The sequence below is a fragment of the Pseudomonas sp. MWU12-2319 genome, assembly GCF_023242525.1.
GTDB classification, from domain to species: domain Bacteria; phylum Pseudomonadota; class Gammaproteobacteria; order Pseudomonadales; family Pseudomonadaceae; genus Aquipseudomonas; species Aquipseudomonas gingeri_D.
On the sequence record NZ_JALJES010000026.1, the window covers coordinates 13,565 to 32,184 of the forward strand.

Annotated in this window: 18 protein-coding genes; 10 read left to right on the forward strand and 8 right to left on the reverse strand. The window is 59.1% G+C overall.

The genetic code is table 11. The annotated features are described in order from the left end of the window. Window positions 1–38: 38 nt before the first annotated feature. A complete protein-coding gene (locus tag M5C01_RS29585; RefSeq protein ID WP_103498899.1) occupies window positions 39–935 on the reverse strand; it encodes a LysR family transcriptional regulator in 897 nt (298 codons plus the stop codon). Between the two features lie 351 nt (window positions 936–1,286). Between M5C01_RS29585 and moaB the strand changes: the two genes are divergently transcribed. Both moaB and glp read left to right on the forward strand, forming a co-directional pair. Beyond that, a complete protein-coding gene (moaB, locus tag M5C01_RS29590; RefSeq protein ID WP_100940289.1) occupies window positions 1,287–1,826 on the forward strand; it encodes a molybdenum cofactor biosynthesis protein B in 540 nt (179 codons plus the stop codon). Then, window positions 1,823–3,028, forward strand: a complete 1,206-nt coding sequence (glp, locus tag M5C01_RS29595; RefSeq protein WP_152741957.1) for a gephyrin-like molybdotransferase Glp — start codon at window positions 1,823–1,825, stop codon at window positions 3,026–3,028. The genes moaB and glp overlap by 4 nt, the downstream gene beginning before the upstream one ends. A gap of 35 nt (window positions 3,029–3,063) precedes the next feature. On the opposite strand, the gene moaE is transcribed toward glp, so the two are convergent. The 5 genes from moaE to moaA are packed head-to-tail and all read right to left on the reverse strand — an operon-like array spanning window position 3,064 to window position 6,212. Then, the gene (gene moaE / locus M5C01_RS29600) at window positions 3,064–3,516 is read right to left on the reverse strand and encodes a molybdopterin synthase catalytic subunit MoaE (RefSeq protein ID WP_103498906.1); all 453 of its coding nucleotides are present in this window, start codon (window positions 3,514–3,516) and stop codon (window positions 3,064–3,066) included. Window positions 3,517–3,519: 3 nt separating this feature from the next. Next, window positions 3,520–3,771 (reverse strand): MoaD/ThiS family protein, encoded by a 252-nt coding sequence (locus tag M5C01_RS29605; protein ID WP_100940291.1) that lies wholly within the window; start codon window positions 3,769–3,771, stop codon window positions 3,520–3,522. Next, a complete protein-coding gene (moaC, locus tag M5C01_RS29610; protein ID WP_152741956.1) occupies window positions 3,768–4,262 on the reverse strand; it encodes a cyclic pyranopterin monophosphate synthase MoaC in 495 nt (164 codons plus the stop codon). The genes M5C01_RS29605 and moaC overlap by 4 nt, the downstream gene beginning before the upstream one ends. A 13-nt stretch (window positions 4,263–4,275) precedes the next feature. Further along, window positions 4,276–5,175 (reverse strand): bestrophin family protein, encoded by a 900-nt coding sequence (locus M5C01_RS29615; RefSeq protein ID WP_103498903.1) that lies wholly within the window; start codon window positions 5,173–5,175, stop codon window positions 4,276–4,278. A 38-nt stretch (window positions 5,176–5,213) separates the two neighbouring features. After that, complete coding sequence (gene moaA, locus M5C01_RS29620) at window positions 5,214–6,212, reverse strand: GTP 3',8-cyclase MoaA (RefSeq protein ID WP_152741955.1); 999 nt, start codon at window positions 6,210–6,212, stop codon at window positions 5,214–5,216. A 415-nt stretch (window positions 6,213–6,627) separates the two neighbouring features. On the opposite strand from moaA, the gene M5C01_RS29625 reads away from it, so the two are divergent. The 4 genes from M5C01_RS29625 (at window position 6,628) to M5C01_RS29640 (ending at window position 11,662) form a co-directional block, all read left to right on the forward strand. After that, a complete protein-coding gene (locus M5C01_RS29625) occupies window positions 6,628–8,952 on the forward strand; it encodes an FdhF/YdeP family oxidoreductase (protein ID WP_152741954.1) in 2,325 nt (774 codons plus the stop codon). 93 nt (window positions 8,953–9,045) lie between these two features. Further along, complete coding sequence (locus tag M5C01_RS29630; RefSeq protein WP_152741953.1) at window positions 9,046–10,467, forward strand: cytochrome ubiquinol oxidase subunit I; 1,422 nt, start codon at window positions 9,046–9,048, stop codon at window positions 10,465–10,467. A gap of 15 nt (window positions 10,468–10,482) precedes the next feature. Then, the gene (gene cydB / locus M5C01_RS29635) at window positions 10,483–11,499 is read left to right on the forward strand and encodes a cytochrome d ubiquinol oxidase subunit II (protein ID WP_152741952.1); all 1,017 of its coding nucleotides are present in this window, start codon (window positions 10,483–10,485) and stop codon (window positions 11,497–11,499) included. Next, window positions 11,486–11,662, forward strand: coding sequence for a DUF2474 domain-containing protein (locus tag M5C01_RS29640; RefSeq protein ID WP_152741951.1), 177 nt, complete (start codon window positions 11,486–11,488; stop codon window positions 11,660–11,662). Before cydB ends, M5C01_RS29640 begins: the two co-directional genes overlap by 14 nt. A gap of 166 nt (window positions 11,663–11,828) precedes the next feature. On the opposite strand, the gene M5C01_RS29645 is transcribed toward M5C01_RS29640, so the two are convergent. Continuing rightward, window positions 11,829–12,599 (reverse strand): glutathione S-transferase, encoded by a 771-nt coding sequence (locus tag M5C01_RS29645; protein ID WP_152741950.1) that lies wholly within the window; start codon window positions 12,597–12,599, stop codon window positions 11,829–11,831. Window positions 12,600–12,749: 150 nt separating this feature from the next. Here M5C01_RS29645 and M5C01_RS29650 point away from each other — a divergent pair, with 150 nt between their 5' ends. From M5C01_RS29650 to M5C01_RS29665, 4 genes are all read left to right on the forward strand, one after another. Beyond that, window positions 12,750–13,313, forward strand: a complete 564-nt coding sequence (locus M5C01_RS29650) for a TetR/AcrR family transcriptional regulator (RefSeq protein ID WP_178130012.1) — start codon at window positions 12,750–12,752, stop codon at window positions 13,311–13,313. Between the two features lie 227 nt (window positions 13,314–13,540). After that, entirely contained in the window at window positions 13,541–14,638 is a 1,098-nt protein-coding gene (locus M5C01_RS29655; RefSeq protein ID WP_103496852.1) for a carboxynorspermidine decarboxylase, read from the forward strand. A 26-nt stretch (window positions 14,639–14,664) separates the two neighbouring features. Beyond that, complete coding sequence (locus M5C01_RS29660; RefSeq protein ID WP_152741949.1) at window positions 14,665–15,909, forward strand: saccharopine dehydrogenase family protein; 1,245 nt, start codon at window positions 14,665–14,667, stop codon at window positions 15,907–15,909. A gap of 246 nt (window positions 15,910–16,155) precedes the next feature. Then, window positions 16,156–17,343, forward strand: a complete 1,188-nt coding sequence (locus M5C01_RS29665; protein ID WP_152741948.1) for a sugar transporter — start codon at window positions 16,156–16,158, stop codon at window positions 17,341–17,343. 61 nt (window positions 17,344–17,404) lie between these two features. Here the strand turns inward: M5C01_RS29665 and yiaY are convergent, their stop codons facing one another. Further along, complete coding sequence (gene yiaY, locus M5C01_RS29670; RefSeq protein WP_103496849.1) at window positions 17,405–18,553, reverse strand: L-threonine dehydrogenase; 1,149 nt, start codon at window positions 18,551–18,553, stop codon at window positions 17,405–17,407. Between the last annotated feature and the right edge of the window lie 67 nt (window positions 18,554–18,620).

An 18,620-nucleotide genomic window follows, 5' to 3' on the forward strand; every position in this document is an offset into this window, starting at 1 on the left:
CGCGTCAGATCGCCATTCATAAACAAACCACCGACCCGCTAGATCGGGCTCTTGGTGGCATACAATTTTTTGGCTTCGGCAAAACACTTTTCGGCGATGGCCGAGCGTGGTTCGGTTTTACGCATCACCAGGCCCAGGGGCGCAAGGACGCTGGCATCCGGCAGGTTGATAAAGGCCAGGTTCTCGATCGGATTATCCAGGCCACTGTCCAGCGGCATGATTGAACAGCAAAAACCTTCGTGGATCGCCTGGAACAACTGATACGTCGAATCGCTTTCGAGTATTGGCTGTGGGTCGAGGCCGCGGCTGCGGAAACTCAGGTCAATGGATTTTCGATAGTGCATGCCATTGCTGATCATCCCCAGGGGCAGCTCGGCGGCGTCTTCCCAACTCATTTCCGTGCCTTCGAAATGGAAATGGCGCGTGTCGTAAAGCAGGCCGACGCGGGTCTCGCCCAGTTCGAAAAACTCCAGGTAATTGGGGTTTACGTGGTCGAGATAACACACGCCCAGGTCCAGTTGATTGGTGCCCAGCGCTTCGATGATCTGGTCCGAACTCATGGAGGACAAACTGAACTTGAGCTCCGGGAAGGTCTGGGACAGACCCTGGATGTAGCTGATCGGGCTGAAGCCGCTGAGCGGCACCAGGCCCAGGCGCAGGTTGCCGACCAGCTGACCGCGACAGGCGGCGGCTTCGGCGAACAACCCGTCATGGGCGGCGAGCAAGGTTTTGGCCCAGGCCAGCACGCGTTCACCGGCCTGGGTGAACCCTTCGAAGCGCTGGCCCCGGGTGACCAGTTCCAGGCCCAGTTCATCCTCAAGATTGCGCAAACGCATGGACAGCGTCGGCTGGGTAATGTGGCAGCGCGCGGCAGCCTGCCCGAAGTGTCGAGTCTGCTCCAGCGCGATCAGGAATTTGAGTTGCTTGATGTCCACGATGGCACCTGCTGAGGAGTAAATAAGAGGTCAGTATTGAGGCCGCTGTGCAGAACGCAGGGATGGTTTCGGTAATCCTGGTCCGGCCCTTTGAAGCAATGCCGTGGGTGTTATCCGATGGACGCCGATGGCCAGCCTGTGGGGTGCGCAGACAATCTCACTGTCCTGTCCGTGTGTCCAATCACAAGCATTGAATGGCTGATCGATTGACTCAATCAGCGGCGAAATGCCCCGGGAAAAATCATTGATAGAGGCACTCGATAACCCGGTCAGCCGTAACGATTAGACAGTCATTGTTTTAGCGCCTTAGCCTCTGGCAATTGTTTTGATGATGGCCTGCCGGAGAATGACATGAACGTGAAATCGGATGCATTGTTTGTACCCTTGAATATTGCCGTATTGACCGTCAGCGATACCCGGGAATATGCCAATGATACCTCCGGGCAATTGCTGGTCAGTCGATTGCTGGAAGCAGGGCACAGCCTGAGTGAGCGTAACCTGCTCAAAGATGATCTGTATAAGATCCGCGCCCAGGTCGCTACCTGGATTGCCGATGAGCAGATTCAGGTGGTGTTGATTACCGGGGGCACCGGCTTCACGGGCCGCGACAGCACGCCCGAGGCCGTGAGCTGTTTGCTGGATAAGCAAATCGATGGTTTTGGTGAGTTGTTCCGGGCGATTTCCATTCTCGATATCGGCACGTCCACGGTACAGAGTCGCGCCTTGGCCGGGCTGGCGAACGGTACGCTGGTGTGTTGCCTGCCGGGCTCGACCGGTGCCTGCCGGACCGCCTGGGAAGGTATCCTCGCCGAGCAACTGGATGCGCGCCACAGGCCGTGCAATTTCGTGCCACACCTCAAGTCGGTGCCCCTCTGTGGGACGCGGGGATGAGCCAGTCACCTCTGATACCGGTGGAGGAGGCCATTGCCTCGCTGCTGGCCATGGCCCAGGAGCAACGTCTGCAAGAAAGCGAGCCGGTCGCATTGAGTGAAGCCCGGCAACGGGTGCTGGCCAATGATCTGGTGGCGACACTGGACCTGCCTCCCTGGCCGAACAGTGCCATGGACGGTTACGCCTTGAATATCGACGACTGGAACGGCCAGCCGCTAGCCGTGTCGCAGCGTATTTTTGCCGGCCAGGCGCCGCAGGCATTGCTCGCGGGTACCTGCGCTCGAATCTTCACCGGAGCGCCGGTACCCGAGGGGGCCAACTGCGTCGAGATGCAGGAGAACGTCGAGCTGATGGAGGACGGTCGCGTCCGTTTCAAACAGCCGCTGAGCGTTGGCCAGAATATTCGTCCGCAAGGCCAGGAGAACCGTGCCGGGCAGGTGTTGCTGCAGGCCGGCAAACGACTCGGGCCGTTCGAGCTGGCCATCGCGGCGGCGCAGGGTTGCACCCATGTGCCGGTGGTACGGCGTCCACGGGTCGCGCTGCTGTCCACGGGCGACGAACTGGCCGAGCCGGGAACGCCGCTGGAACCCGGCTGTATCTATAACAGCAATCGCACATTGCTCAGCCACTGGTTGAGCGCCTTGGGCTGTGAGGTCATCGATGTCGGCATTCTTCCCGACCAGCCGCGGCACACGCGGCTCAAGCTCGAGCAACTGCAACAGGCCGCGGACTTGATCCTGACCACCGGTGGTGTGTCTGCCGGTGATGCCGATTGCCTCGGCGAGGTGCTGCGCCAGTGCGGCAAGCCGTTATTCTGGAAACTCTCGATCAAGCCGGGTAAACCCCTGACCGTGGGGTACTTTGGCACCGTGCCGGTCATCGGTCTGCCAGGCAATCCGACGTCGGCGCTGGTGACGTTCGGGCTACTGGCCCGGGCTTACCTGTTACGCATCCAGGGTGTCGAAGACGTCACGCCCTTGAGCTTCCCGGTTAACGTCGGTTTTGACTGGCCGAAAGCAGGAAACCGTCGGGAATACCTGCGGGCCAAACTGGAGGAGGGGCGGGCGGTGCTGTATCCGAACCAGAGTTCAGGTGTGTTGCTGGGCGCCTCCTGGGCCGACGGGCTGGTCGAAATCCACGAGGGTTGTACGTTGCAGGTCGGTGATACGGCACGGTTTATTCCCTTCTGCGGCTTGTTCTGATGCGCTGCATTCCCCCCAACCGGGTTGGGGGGATTTCATGCATCCCAGCGATTCGCCGCCAGCCGATCGCTCTCTCTTCCCTCTACCCAGCGCTCACCGGACGGGGTGTGTTCACGCTTCCAGAAAGGCGCGCGGGTTTTCAGGTAGTCCATTAGAAACGCGCAGGCATCGAAGGCCGCGTGGCGATGTTCGCTGGCAACGCCGACAAAGACAATGGGCTCGCCGACCTTCAACAGCCCCACGCGGTGGACGAGGGTCACCCGTTGCAGCGGCCAGCGTTCATGGGCCTGATCGACGATCAGTTGCAATGAGCGCTCGGTCATTCCCGGATAATGCTCAAGGTACAAGTGGCTGACCTTATCCCCTTGATTACGATCACGCACATAGCCCACGAAGGTGGCCACGGCACCGATGCCAGGGTCTTCGGCGTGCAAGCCGTGGGTCAGTTCACCCAGATCAAACAACTCGGTCTGAACCTGAACAGCCATCACTCAACCCCCGGTCACTTGGGGGAAGAAAGCGATCTCATCGAAGTCTTCTATCGGCGCCGCGGGCGTACACAATTCCTGGTTCAGCGCGCACATGAGGCTGGTTTCGCCGAGCACTTCCCGCCAAATCGCGCCTCTGGCGCCCAGTCGCTTCCTGACGTCGTCAATGGTTTTCAAGGACCCGTCCAGCGCGATTTTTTCGCCTTCGATGCCGAGTTGTTCCCGATAGCGGGCAAAGTAGTTGATCAGGATCATTGGGCGTCACCGGCGACAAAGGTACCCGATTTTCCGCCCTGTTTTCTGAGTAACTGGACACGTTCAATGACCATTCCCCGGTCGACGGCTTTGCACATGTCATAGATCGTCAGCGCCGCCACACTGGCCGCCGTCAGGGCTTCCAGTTCGACGCCAGTTCTGCCGTTGAGCCGGCAGGTGCTGACGATTTTTACGCTGTCGGGCTCCTCGGCGCTCATCTCGACGTGAATCGAACTCAGCATCAATGGGTGGCATAACGGGATCAGTTCATGGGTTTTCTTCGCTGCCATGATCCCGGCGATTCGGGCGACTGCAAACACATCACCCTTGGGATGGCCATTTTGCTGGATCAGCTTCAAGGTGGACGGCAACATGCGTACCCAGGCTTGTGCCTGTGCCTCACGGTTGCTCGGGTCTTTATCCGTGACGTCGACCATGCTGGCCCTGCCTTCGGCGTCCAGGTGCGTCAGCGTGTGTTCGAATGCGTTCATGGTGGTCCTCGGATCAGTTCAGTACAAAGTCGATGGGTTGGAGTACGGGAGGGAGCTCCGTGGCGCCGGTGGCACCCAGTACTTCACGTTCAATGTTGCGCACGATGGCATTGGTCGGCAGGTCGTTTTCGTCGTGGCCAAAGGGGTCCTCCAGTTCGTCGCCAATCGCGTCCAGTCCGAAAAACGTGTAACTCACGATCGCGGTGAAAACGGGTGTCAGCCAACCCAGTGGCTCGGCCATTGCGAAGGGCAACAAGATGCAGAACATGTAACTTGTTCGGTGCAGCAGGAGTGTGTAGGGGAAGGGCAGCGGCGTGCTTTTGATCCGCTCGCAAATCGTCTGTGTCGTGGTCAGGCTGCTCAAATGTCCGGCCATCAACATATAGCGCCATTCGCTAATGCCCCCTGATTCGACGAGTGTCGAGCATTGTTGGCTGACTCGACACAGAACACTTTCCGGGATATTGAGTGCGTTGAAAGAGGGCAATCTGTCCAGCCAGGGCTCGGCCACGCTCAGTTCGTCTTCCTGGCGAAGCCTGGCGTTGAGCGCATGGGCGAATCCACAGAGGTTGCGCAGGATCTCGCTGCGCTGGCGGGTGTCCTTGATGACTTGAGTTTCCCGAATCATCCCCCGTATATCCATCACCATCGCCCCGAGCGCCTTGCGCCCTTCGTACCAGCGGTCGTAACAGGCGTTGTTGCGAAAACTCATGAAGATCGACAGTGACAAGCCCAGCAGTGTGAAGGGCGTGGCGTTGACCTTCGAGAAGTACGCGGGGTGGAGGGTTTCGACCAGCACAATCGCCGAAGCCAGCAGTGCCACCAGAAGGCTTCGCAGCGCAATCCGCTTGGCCACAGAACCCTTGAGTGAAATCAATACATTGATCAGGTTGGGTTTGGCTCTGACGATCATGGAAAACAACCTTATGAAAAATAATGAAGCCGGGCAGGCTATCCGCCGGTCATGTTCATGAAACGCACCACTTGCACCTCGTCATTGAGTTCGAAGTTGTGTCGGTACGGCTTGATTTTCATCGCTTCGGTAATCACCTGCTCCAGCCGCTGCGGTTCGCCTGGGTGGCGGCGCAGTACGTCCTTCAAGTCGACCGAATGCTCATTGCCCAGGCATAGCAGGAGGCGGCCCTCGACGGTCAGTCGAACGCGATTGCAGGTCCCGCAGAAGTTATGGCTGTGGGGTGAGATGAATCCCAGGCGAATGTGCGGCGCTTCTGCCAGGCGCCAATAGCGCGAAGGGCCCTGGGTCGATTCCGCGGAGTCGATGAGGGTGTAGCGTTCGGCAATCCGTTCACGTACTTGCGTACTGGAATAGAACGCTTCGGCACGGCTGTGCTCGCTGATGACACCCAGCGGCATTTCTTCGATGAAGGAAATGTCCAACCCGCGTTCAATCGCGAATGCCACGAGATCGTTGATCTCGTGATCGTTGCGGCCTTTCATGACGACGCAATTGAGTTTGGTGTGTTGAAAGCCGGCGGCATTGGCCGCGTCGATGCCCGCGATGACCTTGGCCAGATCACCGGTGCGCGTCAGTTCGCGGAAGCGATCGGGGTCAAGGCTGTCGAGGCTGATATTCAGGCGCTTGAGCCCGGCCTCGAACAGCGGTGCCGCCAACGTGCCGAGCTGCGAACCATTGGTGGTCATGCATAACTCGCGTAGACCCGGCAGCGCCGCAATGCGCTTGCACAGGTCGACCACGCCTGGGCGAATCAACGGCTCGCCACCGGTCAGGCGGATCTTTCGAGTGCCCAGGGCCACAAAGCTCTGCGCCATTTGATAGAGCTCTTCCAGCGTCAGAATGCGTTGGCGCGGCAAGAACTCCATGTCTTCGGCCATGCAATAAACACAACGGAAGTCGCACCGATCGGTAACCGACATTCTGAGATAGTCGACCGGGCGGGAGAAGCGGTCCATCAATATACGATCGGTCATCACAGCCTCCAGCAGTGGGCAGGTCCACTGTTATATGAGGGCCTTGTTGAGTGGAGGCTAAAGTTGTTTTTAGTTCTCGTCTAATCACTATTAATAACCGGCTGATCGACCCAATCTATGGGGCGAAAATGTGCCTTGTTTAAGGGCGTGTTAAATTTTCAATGTATTGATTCTTAATGTTTTTTTATCTTGATAGATTGTTTCGATGGGGCGGTCATTAAGAGTGATTAGACAGGTGTGGCACACACCGAATAGGCTGGATTCGTCATCCTGAATTGGGCCCATTCGTTGGCCCTGCGTGAATAAATCCGTTGTGGGCGTTAACTACGTGCGCATGGATGTGCGCATAAAAACAGCCGTTAACAATGACTTTAAGTCAGGCCGCTGCCTGCGTGCAAAGTCTTGGAGAAATACCATGAGCGAAGTTGAACGTTATAAACCGTACAAGGGAGCCGCCGCGGGTTGGGGGGCGCTGATTGCGGTCACCAGGAACTGGTTGGGCAGTGAAAACGCGTTCAAGAATATTCGAGCGATGCTCAAGACCAACCAGAATGGCGGCTTCGATTGCCCGGGTTGTGCCTGGGGCGAGTCGCCGGAAAACGGCATGGTCAAGTTTTGCGAGAACGGCGCCAAAGCAGTTAACTGGGAAGCCACCGGGCGGCTGGTCAACCCGGCGTTTTTCAACAAATACAGCGTGTCGTCGCTTGCGGCGCAAAGTGACTATTGGCTTGAATACCAAGGGCGCCTGACTCATCCGATGCGCTATGACGCTGTGGCTGATCGTTATGTCGAAACCAGTTGGGACGATGCCTTTGCCCTGATCGCCAAACACCTGAACGCACTGACTTCGCCCGACCAGGCCGAGTTCTACACCTCGGGCCGGGCCAGCAACGAGGCTGCTTATCTTTATCAGCTGTTCGTTCGCGCCTACGGTACCAATAACTTCCCCGACTGCTCGAACATGTGCCACGAAGCGAGTGGCCTGGGCATGGACGACAGCGTTGGCGTCGGTAAAGGCACGGTGACGTTCGATGACCTGGAAGAAGCCGACGCGATTTTCGTCATCGGCCAGAACCCTGGCACCAACCACCCGAGGATGCTTGAGCCACTGCGCGAAGCGGTGAAGCGGGGCGCACAGGTGATCTGTTTCAACCCGCTGAAAGAGCGTGGCCTGGAGCGCTTTCAGCACCCGCAGCATCCGCTGGAAATGCTCACCAATGGCTCCGAGCCGACCTCGTCCGCCTACTTTCGTCCTGCACTGGGCGGCGACATGGCCGCGTTCCGTGGCATCGCCAAGTTTCTCTTGCAGTGGGAGCGTGAAGCGCTGCTGAACCATGGCGAGGCAGTGTTCGACCGTGCGTTTATCGCCGAGCACACCTCGGGCCTGGACGCTTATCTGGCGGAGCTTGATGCCACGTCGTGGGAGCACATCGTTGAACAGTCCGGCCTCACGCTGGAAGATATCGAACTCGCCGCGCGCATGTACCGTCGTGCCAAGCGGGTCATCATGTGTTGGGCGATGGGCGTGACCCAGCACACTCACTCGGTCGTGACCGTGCAGGAAATCATCAACGTGCAGTTGTTGCGCGGCAATATCGGCCGGCCGGGGGCAGGGCTGTCACCGGTGCGTGGGCATAGCAACGTACAGGGCGACCGCACCATGGGCATCAACGAACTGGCCCCGCCGGAGTTGATTAACGCACTGGAAGCACGCTTTGACTTCAAGGTTCCGCGTCGCCACGGCCACAACACGGTGATGGCGATTGCGGCGATGGAGGAGGGGCGTTCGAAAGTGTTCATCGGCCTGGGCGGCAACTTCGCCCAAGCGACGCCCGACAGCCCGCGCACCCACGACGCCCTGCGCAACTGCGACCTGACCGTCCATATCGCCACCAAGCTCAATCGCAGCCATTTGGTCACCGGTCGTGAGGCCCTGATTTTGCCGTGCCTGGGGCGTACCGACATCGATATGCAGGCGCAAGGGCCACAAGGTGTGACGGTGGAAGACACCTTCAGCATGGTGCACATTTCCCACGGCCAACTGAAACCCAAATCGCCGTTGATGCGTTCGGAGCCGGCGATCATTGCCGGGATCGCCAACGCGACACTGGGCAAACACCCGATCGACTGGCTGTGGGCGGTTGCCGATTACAGTCGCATCCGTGACCTGATTGCCGACACCATTCCCGGCTTCAAGGACTTCAATAAAAAACTGCTGCACCCCGGCGGCTTTCACCTGGGCAACAACGCCGCCCAGCGCATCTGGAAAACCACCACCGGAAAAGCGCAATTTGCCCCGAGCGTGTTGCCGGCACACCTGGTCAGCGAAGGTGTGCGCAACCTGGCCGTGAAACCGGACCTGATCCTGCAAACCATGCGCTCCCACGATCAGTACAACACCACGTTGTACGGGCTTGATGACCGTTATCGCGGCGTCTACGGCATGCGCGACGTGGTGTTCGTCAATGAGCAGGACATTCGCAAACTTGGTTACGAGCCGGGGCAAAAGGTCGACATGATCTCGCTCTGGGGCGATGGGCGTGAGCGCAGAGTCAGCGGTTTTACCTTGATCGCCTACGACATTCCACCGGGCCAGGCCGCAGCCTATTACCCGGAAACCAACCCACTGGTGCCGCTGGAAAGCTACGGCGACCGCACCTTTACGCCGACCTCGAAGTTCATCGCGATTCGCCTTGAGCCAGCAGCGGTCAGCAACCTGATCCAGTCCTTTGGCGCTTGAACCGGGCCGGGGCGGCGTGAGCGTCGCCCCGATTTTTCCTGATCATCGGGCATCAGTTCGCTGCGAGTCGCGAAACACTCTGAGGGTATCGTCATGTTAAATCCGGGGGCGCTGGACCTGGCGCGCATTCAATTCGCGTTTACGGTCTCGTTTCACATCATATTTCCCGCTATCACCATTGGGCTGGCCAGTTTCCTGGCGGTGCTCGAAGGCCTGTGGCTGAGAAGCAACAACGCGGTGTACAAGGACCTGTATCACTTCTGGTCAAAGATTTTTGCCGTCAACTTCGGCATGGGCGTGGTCTCCGGGTTGGTCATGGCCTACGAGTTCGGTACCAACTGGAGCCGTTTCTCCGACTTCGCCGGGAGTATCACCGGGCCGTTGCTCACGTATGAGGTGTTGACGGCATTTTTCCTTGAAGCAGGCTTTCTCGGGGTCATGTTGTTCGGCTGGAACCGTGTAGGACGAGGGCTGCACTTCTTTGCCACGGTGATGGTCGCCCTCGGTACGTTGATCTCGACTTTCTGGATCCTGGCGTCCAACAGCTGGATGCAGACGCCACAGGGCTTCTCGATCGTCGATGGGCGGATCATGCCGATGGACTGGCTGGCCATCGTCTTCAACCCGTCGTTCCCGTTTCGCCTGGCACACATGGCCATCGCCGCGTTTGTGGCCACGGCGTTCTTTGTCGGGGCATCGGCGGCCTGGCATCTGCTGCGTAAAAACGACACGCCACACATCCGCAAGATGCTCTCGATGGCGTTGTGGATGGCGTTGATCGTGGCGCCGATCCAGGCGGTGGTCGGTGACGCCCATGGTCTGAATACCCTGGAACATCAACCCGCGAAAATAGCCGCCATGGAAGGGCATTGGGAAAACGTCGGTAACGAGCCGACGCCGCTGGTGCTGTTTGGCATCCCGGACATGGCGGCCGAGAAGACCCGCTATGCCATTGAAATCCCTTACCTGGGCAGTCTGATCCTGACCCACAGCCTGGATAAACAGATCCCTGCGCTCAAGAGCTTCCCCAAGGAGGACCGTCCCAACGCGACGATCATTTTCTTCAGCTTCCGGGTCATGGCCGGGCTGGGCATGTTGATGATCCTTACGGGGGTGCTGGGTCTTGCGTTACGCCGCAATGGCGCGCTGTACCGCAATCGGATGTTCCTGCGCCTGGTGCTGTTTATGGGGCCGACCGGTCTGATCGCGATGCTGGCGGGCTGGATCACCACCGAAGTCGGTCGTCAGCCGTGGGTGGTCTACGGGCTGTTGCGCACGGCCGATGCCGCGTCCAATCACACCGTCACGCAACTGAGCATTTCGCTGGCGTTGTTTGTGTTGATCTACTTCTCGGTGTTCGCGGTGGGCATCGGTTACATGATGAAACTGGTACGCAAGGGGCCTCAGCCGCATCACGATCATCCGCCGCAAGGTGGTCCTGGCCAGGAGCGTACGCCACGCCGCCCCCTGTCCGCCGTCGCCGAGACGCTTGCGTCCAGCGATCACGTCAACTGAGCAAGGGGATTGAACATGGGTATTCAAGGCATCGATTTGTCATTGATCTGGGGCGTCATCATTGCCTTCGGGGTGATGATGTACGTGATCATGGACGGGTTCGACCTGGGGGTGGGCATCCTGTTTCCTCTGATCCCCGATGCGCAGGAGCGCGATGTGATGATGAACACCGTCGCGCCAGTATGGGACGGCAATGAAACCTGGCTGATCCTCGGTGGGGCAGCGCTTTACGGTGCGTTTCCACTGGCTTACTCGGTGATTCTGGAGGCGTTGTACCTGCCGCTGATGTTCATGCTGGCCGGGTTGATCTTCCGCGGCGTGGCGTTTGAGTTCCGCTTCAAGGCCAGTCCTGAAAAGCGTCATATCTGGGACCTGGCCTTTATCGGCGGCTCACTGCTGGCGACGTTTTGCCAAGGCATCGTGATCGGCGCGTACATCGCAGGTATTGCGGTCGTCAATCGGCAGTTTGCCGGTGGCACCCTGGATTGGCTGGCACCGTTCCCGTTGTTCTGTGGGGTTGGTTTGATTGTCGCTTATGCGTTGCTCGGCAGTACCTGGTTGCTGGTCAAGACCGAAGGCATGCTGGAGTCACGTATGCGCCACTACACCCGGCCGCTGGCGTTTGTGCTGACGGCAGTCGTCGCGGTGCTCTGCGTATGGACGCCATGGCTGCATCCCGAGATTGCGACACGCTGGTTTACCCACGCGCACATCGCGGTGTTTGGCGGGTTGTTGGTCCTGGGTGTGCTGGCGCTGTTCGGGTTGCTGCGCGCGTTACGCCAGTATCATTCCCATTGGCCCTTTGTGTTCACCCTGGCGCTGGTGTTCCTGGGTTATATCGGATTGGCGTTCAGTATCTGGCCGAACATCGTTCCACCGTCCATCAGCCTGTGGGAGGCGGCTTCGCCCCCTACAAGCCAGTTGTTCATCTTGATCGGCACGTTGTTCATCCTGCCGATCATCTTGATGTACACCTGCTGGAGCTATTACGTGTTCCGAGGAAAAGTGAGGATAGGCGATGGCTACCATTGATAGCGAAAACACTGAAGTGTCGGCTGCACAAAACGAAGCCACCCTTTGGTATCGGCAGGTGCTTTGGCTGATCTCCATTTGGTTCGGCAGCGTGATTGCACTGGGCGTGGTGGCCGGCCTGTTCCGATTCATGATGCACATGGCCGGAATGACCAGTCACTGATTTCAGGCCGCGAGGCCCCGGCGCGATCTTTCGCGCCGGGAATTTCAGGAGGCGCTGGAACGAACCACTTGCCGGCTGGCGCCGGGTGGCTGGCCGGTGATGCGCTTGAAGGCACGGCTGAAGGCCGCCTATTGGCCTTGGTGCTGCCGCCTGCTTCTGTGCCGTGTCAGGCGTTGCTGTTGGTCCTCTGGGGCATGGCTTTCGGCGGCGTGCCAGTGGCGTGGTCGAACTGGGTTGCCCGGGCGGTGCCCGATCCTCGTTTCACCATCGCGCGCCATTGCTGCACGCTCGATCGCTCGTGCATCCTGGCCTGCCAGGCGGCCAATGCTTCACATTCATCAGGTATCGGCAGTTTCACCAGCGAGGCGAAAATCATGCCGCCCACCAGCGCAATATCGGCCATCGAGAATTCATTACCTGCAACAAAAGGCTGACCTTTCAGGACACTGTTGAAATAGTGCATCCCCCTGACTGCCTTGTCCCGCATCCGCTCACCCCATTCAGGGTTCTGAGACAGCTCGACGTCCGGCCCAAGCCCGGGCGTTGCGTGATGGAAATACACACTGACAGCGTCTAGAAATTCGATTTCCGCACGCTTGGTCATCATATGGATGAGACCTTTCTCGGTGGGGGTTTTACCCGTGAGCGTAGGGGCGCCTTCCAGTGCATCAAGGTACTGGGTGATGGCGGTGCACTCGGCAATGAGCGTGCCGTCGCCCAGCTCCAGGACGGGCAGTGTTCCCGAGTAATTGAGGGCCAGGAACTCGGGTTTCTTGTGCTCGCCTGCCCATAGATTGACCGGTACAAACTCGATCCGGGACAGCAGTCCTTTCTCGGCTAACGCGATACGGACACGCGCCGGGTAGGGGCCGTTGTACCAGTCGTAGATTTTCATCGTTGGGGATTCGGACACGTCGTGCGGTTGCTGGAAAGTCATGATTTATCTACCTGCCTGTCAAGTGGTAGGTAGAGGTTGAGCGCTTGGTTCTGCGTTGTCAACAACTACCTGTCAGTTGGCAGGTAGCGACGTGTGCGAGTAACATCGGGCTCAATGACCCCATGAATCAAAGCATCGAGGAATGAAAACGTGAGCGAAAACGCCCGGGAAGCCATATTGGAAGCGGCCAAGGGAGCGGCTCAGATCCACGGCTACAGTGGGATCAATTTCCGAACCATCGCTGATGCAGTGGGGATCAAGAACGCGAGCATCTATTACCATTTCTCGAGCAAGGCCGACCTCGGCGCTGCCGTCGCCAGACGCTACTGGGAAGACACCGCCAGTGTTCTGGAGGCCATACGTGGAGCAAACCCTGACCCGGTCAGCTGCCTGCAGGTGTACCCGACGATCTTCCGAAGCTCACTCGAGGGCGGAAACAGGCTGTGTCTGTCCAGCTTCATGGCCGCGGAATACCAGGACCTGCCCGAGGAAGTGAAGCGTGAAGTGCTGGCGTTTGCCGACATCAATGTGGCGTGGCTGGCGAAAGTACTCTCTGATACCGGCCTCGCAGGCGTTGAAGTGTGCGAGCGGCGTGCCCGGGCCATTTACACCGCGGTTGCTGGCGCTCAATTGATTGCCCGAACGCGCGTGGATATCGGTTTATTCGACGAACTGGTTCAGAGCTACCGGGAGGCGGGGCTCATTCCGACATAACAGGCTTGGCGCGTCAGGACGGTTGGCGACCGGAGCGCCCATGGCAGAGGTGCGGAGCGGGGAAAGGGACTACAAATCCAGCCCCACTGTCAGGATAGGAATTTTCAGGCAGCCCCCAGGTCCAGTTCAGCCCAACTCAGCAACTTGAGCTTTCTGCTCTTTCGATCTGTAGTCAGTGAAGGCACAATGCGCATCCTTTTTTGACTGGCCATGTCGGAGGCCTTGAAATGATCAAGACGCCGTACTACCTCATCGACAAACAAAAGCTGCTGGTGAACCTGCAGAAGATCGCTTACGTGCGCGAACAGTCCGGGGCCAAGGCCCTGCTGGCACTCAAGTGCTTTGCCACCTGGTCGGTGTTTGACCTGATGCAGCAATACATGGACGGCACCACCTCGTCCTCGCTCTACGAGCTCAAGCTCGGTCGGCAGAAGTTCGCCGGCGAGACCCACGCCTACAGCGTGGCCTGGGCCGATGACGAAATCGAGGAGATGCTCGAAAACTGCGACAAGATCATCTTCAACTCCATCAGCCAGTTGCAGCGCTACACCGAAGCCTCCGCTGGCAAGGTCCGCGGTCTGCGGGTCAACCCGCAGGTGAGCAGCTCGGATTACCTGCTGGCCGACCCGGCGCGGCCATTCAGTCGCCTGGGCGAGTGGGACCCGGCCAAGATCGAGCAGGTCATCGAGCAGATCTCCGGCTTCATGTTCCACAACAACTGCGAGAACGGCGACTTCAACCTGTTCGACCAGATGCTGTGCACCATCGAAGAGCGCTTTGGCCATCTGTTGCACAAGGTCGAGTGGGTCAGCCTCGGCGGCGGTATCCATTTCACCGGTGAAGGCTACGCGCTGGACGCCTTTTGCGCGCGCCTCAAGGCCTTCTCGGAAAAATACGCCGTGCAGGTTTACCTGGAGCCGGGCGAAGCGGCCATCACCCAGAGCGCCTCGCTGGAAGTCACCGTGCTCGACACCCTCTACAACGGCAAGCACCTGGCGGTCGTGGACAGCTCCATCGAAGCACACATGCTCGATCTGCTGATCTATCGACTGAATGCCAAGCTGGCCCCCAGCGCGGGCGAACACACTTTCATGGTGTGCGGAAAATCCTGCCTGGCCGGAGACATTTTCGGCGAGTATCAATTTGATCGCCCACTGACCATCGGCGATCGGCTGTCGTTTGTTGACGCAGCAGGTTACACAATGGTCAAGAAAAATTGGTTCAACGGCCTGAAAATGCCGTCCATCGTGGTGAAGCAACTCGACGGAAGTGTCGAGGTGGTTCGTGAGTTTGGTTACAACGACTACATGTCCAGCCTTTCCTAAGCTGGCAGATAAAGAGAAATAGATAATTGAAGAAGAACGTACTTATCATTGGTGCAGGAGGTGTCGCCAAGGTGGTGGCCCACAAGTGCGCGCAGCACAACGACGAACTCGGTCGTATTGCTATCGCGTCGCGCAACATCTCCAAATGCCAGGCCATCATCGACAGCGTCAAAGCCAAGGGCAGCCTCAAGGTGCCCGCCGATATCCAGGCCTTCTCGTTGAACGCCCTGGATGTCGAAGCGACGAAGGCACTGATCCGCGAAACCGAATCGCAGATCGTCATCAACGTCGGTTCGTCCTTCCTGAACATGTCGGTGCTGCGTGCCTGCATCGATACCGGCGTGGCCTATCTGGACACCGCCATTCATGAAGAGCCGGGCAAAGTCTGCGAGACGCCGCCCTGGTATGGCAACTACGAGTGGAAGCACCTCGAGGAATGCAAGCAGAAGAACATCACTGCCATTCTCGGTGTGGGCTTCGATCCGGGTGTGGTCAATGCCTATGCCGCATTGGCGCAGCAACAGTATTTTGACAGCATTGACTCGATCGACATCCTTGACGTCAATGCCGGTTCCCATGGCAAGTATTTCGCCACCAATTTCGATCCGGAAATCAATTTCCGCGAATTCACCGGGCAGGTGTGGAGCTGGCAGAACAGCCAGTGGACCAGCAACACCATGTTCGAAGTCAAGCGCACTGACGACCTGCCAGTGGTCGGGGCGCAGAACCTGTACCTGACCGGCCACGATGAAGTGCACTCGCTGTCGAAGAATCTCGGCGTGCCCAATGTGCGTTTCTGGATGAGCTTTGGCGAGCACTACATCAATGTGTTCACGGTGCTCAGGAACCTTGGCCTGCTCTCCGAGCAACCGGTCAAGACCGCCGAAGGCCTGGAAGTGGTGCCGCTGAAAGTGGTCAAGGCCGTGCTCCCTGACCCAAGCTCGCTGGCACCCGGCTATACCGGCAAGACCTGCATTGGCGACCTGGTCAAGGGCACCAAGGACGGTCAGCCGCGTGAAGTGTTTATCTACAACGTGGCGGACCACGAGCAAGCCTACGCCGAAACCGACAGCCAGGGCATTTCCTATACCGCGGGCGTGCCACCTGTGGCGGCGGCCTTGCTGGTCGCTCGCGGCGAGTGGGACGTGCAACGCATGGCCAACGTCGAGGAGCTGCCGGCTGAGCCGTTCCTCAAGGCACTGGACGTGATGGGCCTGCCGACCCGTATCAAGGACGAACACGGAGACCGCCCCTGGAACGGCAAGGCCTGAGACCTCCACGGTAGTGTGAGTCTCGTTCCCTGTTCCATGCGCAAGAACGCCGCTCTTTGAGCGGCGTTTTTATTTGTGGGTAATAGCGCTCGACAAGGCCAGCAACTTTCAGCGATGAATCCCCTCCAAGGAGCGATACTTGCATCGTGTCAGCCACCCATTTCACCTCGACCGGCTTTTCTTTTGGCTGCCCGGCCCCTGAACCACCAACCAGTGGCTCTTCGATAGCGTATGACGGATTTTTAAATGAGTAGCAGCCCCACCACAGAAACCCCCGACAACTGGCAACCGGTCATTGCGCTGGCGTTGGCGGCCTTTGTCTTCAACACCACCGAATTCGTGCCGGTCGGCCTGTTGAGTGCCATTGGCGACAGCTTCGACCTGTCGAGCGCGCAGGTCGGGCTGATGCTGACGATCTATGCCTGGGTGGTGTCCCTGACCTCGCTGCCGGTGATGCTGCTCACCCGCAACGTCGAACGACGCAAACTGCTGATGGTGCTGTTCGGCCTGTTCATTGTCAGCCATGTGCTGTCCAGCCTGGCCGCAAGCTTTGGTGTCCTGCTGGTGAGCCGGATCGGCATCGCCTTGTCCCATGCGCTGTTCTGGTCCATCACCGCGTCCCTCGCGGTGCGGGTGGCACCGAAGGGCAAGCAGGTACAGGCGCTGGGCCTGCTGGCGACCGGGACATCCATGGCCTTGGTGCTGGGGATTCCGCTGGGCCGTCTGCTCGGCGAAGCCATGGGCTGGCGCACCACCTTTCTGGTGATCGCGTTGATGGCCGGCGCCCTGGTGCTCTGGCTTGGCAGAATCCTGCCGTTGCTGCCGAGCCAGAACTCGGGCTCCCTGAGAAGCCTGCCCATACTGTTCAAACGCCCCGCACTGGTGGCGGTCTACGGCCTGACGGCAACGGTGATCACGGCTCAGTTCACGGCCTATAGCTATATCGAACCGTTCATCAAAACCGTGGCCGGCATGAGTGGCGAGGTGGTGACCCTGATCCTGCTGCTGTTCGGTGGTGCGGGGATTTTCGGCTCGCTGCTGTTCAGTCGATTCAATCGGCAGCACCCACAGCGCTTTCTGCTGGCGGCCACGGCCTTGCTGGTGCTGTGCCTGGCGTTGCTGTTGCCGTTGAGTGGCGGGGTTTCGACGCTGGGGATACTCAGCGTGTTCTGGGGCATGGCGATCATGTGCTTCGGGCTGTCGCTGCAATCGAAGGTGCTGGTGCTGGCGCCGGACGCAACCGATGTGGCGATGGCTCTGTTCTCGGGGATCTACAACATCGGGATCGGTGGCGGGGCACTGGTGGGCAGTTGGGTGGGGCGGCAACTCGGGTTTGCCTATATCGGCGTGGTGGGGGGCATGTTGGCTGGCCTGGCGCTGGCGTTCTACGGCCTCTCGGTTTATCGCGCTGGCCGGGCAGGGGCGGGGCGCTGAGCCCTGATCGAACGTGGGCGCCAGGAGCCCGGTCGGGTTCCTGGCGCTCATCGTGTTGCAATCACATCGCGGCGTGGAAAATCTCTTCGATTTGCGCCTGTTCTGCCGTCCGCGGGTTGGTGAAGCCGCAGGCGTCTTTCATGGCATTGGCCGCCAATGTTGGAATGTCCTCCACCTTGACCCCCAATTCAGTCAGGCCGCCTGGAATGCCAACGTCCAAAGACAATTTACGGATGCCGGCAATGGCCGCGACCGCGCCTTGCTCGTGGTCAAGATGCTGGGTATCGATCCCCATCGCCCTGGCGACGTCCGTCAGGCGAGCCTGGGAAACGCTGGCGTTGAAGCTCTCGACGTGGGGCAGCAATATCGCGTTGCAGACACCGTGGGGCAGGTCATAGAAGCCACCCAGTTGGTGGGCCATGGCGTGCACGTAGCCCAGGGAGGCGTTGTTGAACGCCATCCCGGCCAGGAACTGCGCGTAGGCCATATTCTCCCGCGCCTGCATGTCGCCGCCGTTGGCGACCGCGTTGCGCAGGTTGGCGGAGATCAGCTCCACGGCCTTGAGCGCGCAGGCATCGGTGATGGGCGTGGCCGCGGTGGAAACGTAGGCTTCGATGGCGTGGGTCAACGCGTCCATGCCGGTGGCGGCAGTCAGGCCTTTGGGCATGGCGGCCATCAATGACGGATCGTTGACCGACAGCAGTGGCGTCACGTTACGGTCGACGATGGCCATTTTCACGTGGCGGGTTTCGTCGGTGATGATGCAAAAGCGGGTCATCTCGCTGGCGGTGCCCGCCGTGGTATTGATGGCAACCAGTGGCATTTGTGGTTTGGCGGACTGATCGACGCCTTCGTAGTCACTGATATGCCCGCCATTGGTCGCACACAAGGCGATGCCCTTGGCGCAGTCATGGGGCGAGCCGCCGCCGAGGGAGATGATGAAGTCGGCGCCGCTGAGCTTGAGTTGCTCAAGACCTTTTTCGACGTTGCTCACAGTCGGATTCGGCTTGGCCCCATCAAATATCGTCGCCTGGATGTCCTGTGTCGCCAGTAGTTTGGCGACCTTGTCCGCGACGCCAGCTTTTGCCAGCCCGGCGTCGGTGACGATCAGGGCGTGACGAAAGCCATATTTGCGAATGGCGACCATGGCTTCATCGAGACTGCCGATGCCCATCATGTTTACGGACGGAATGAAGAACGTGCTGCTCATGACTAGCCCTCGTTATTGTGATTATTGGCCTGGACGGCCGGTGGTGCATTCATCAAGACGCACTCAT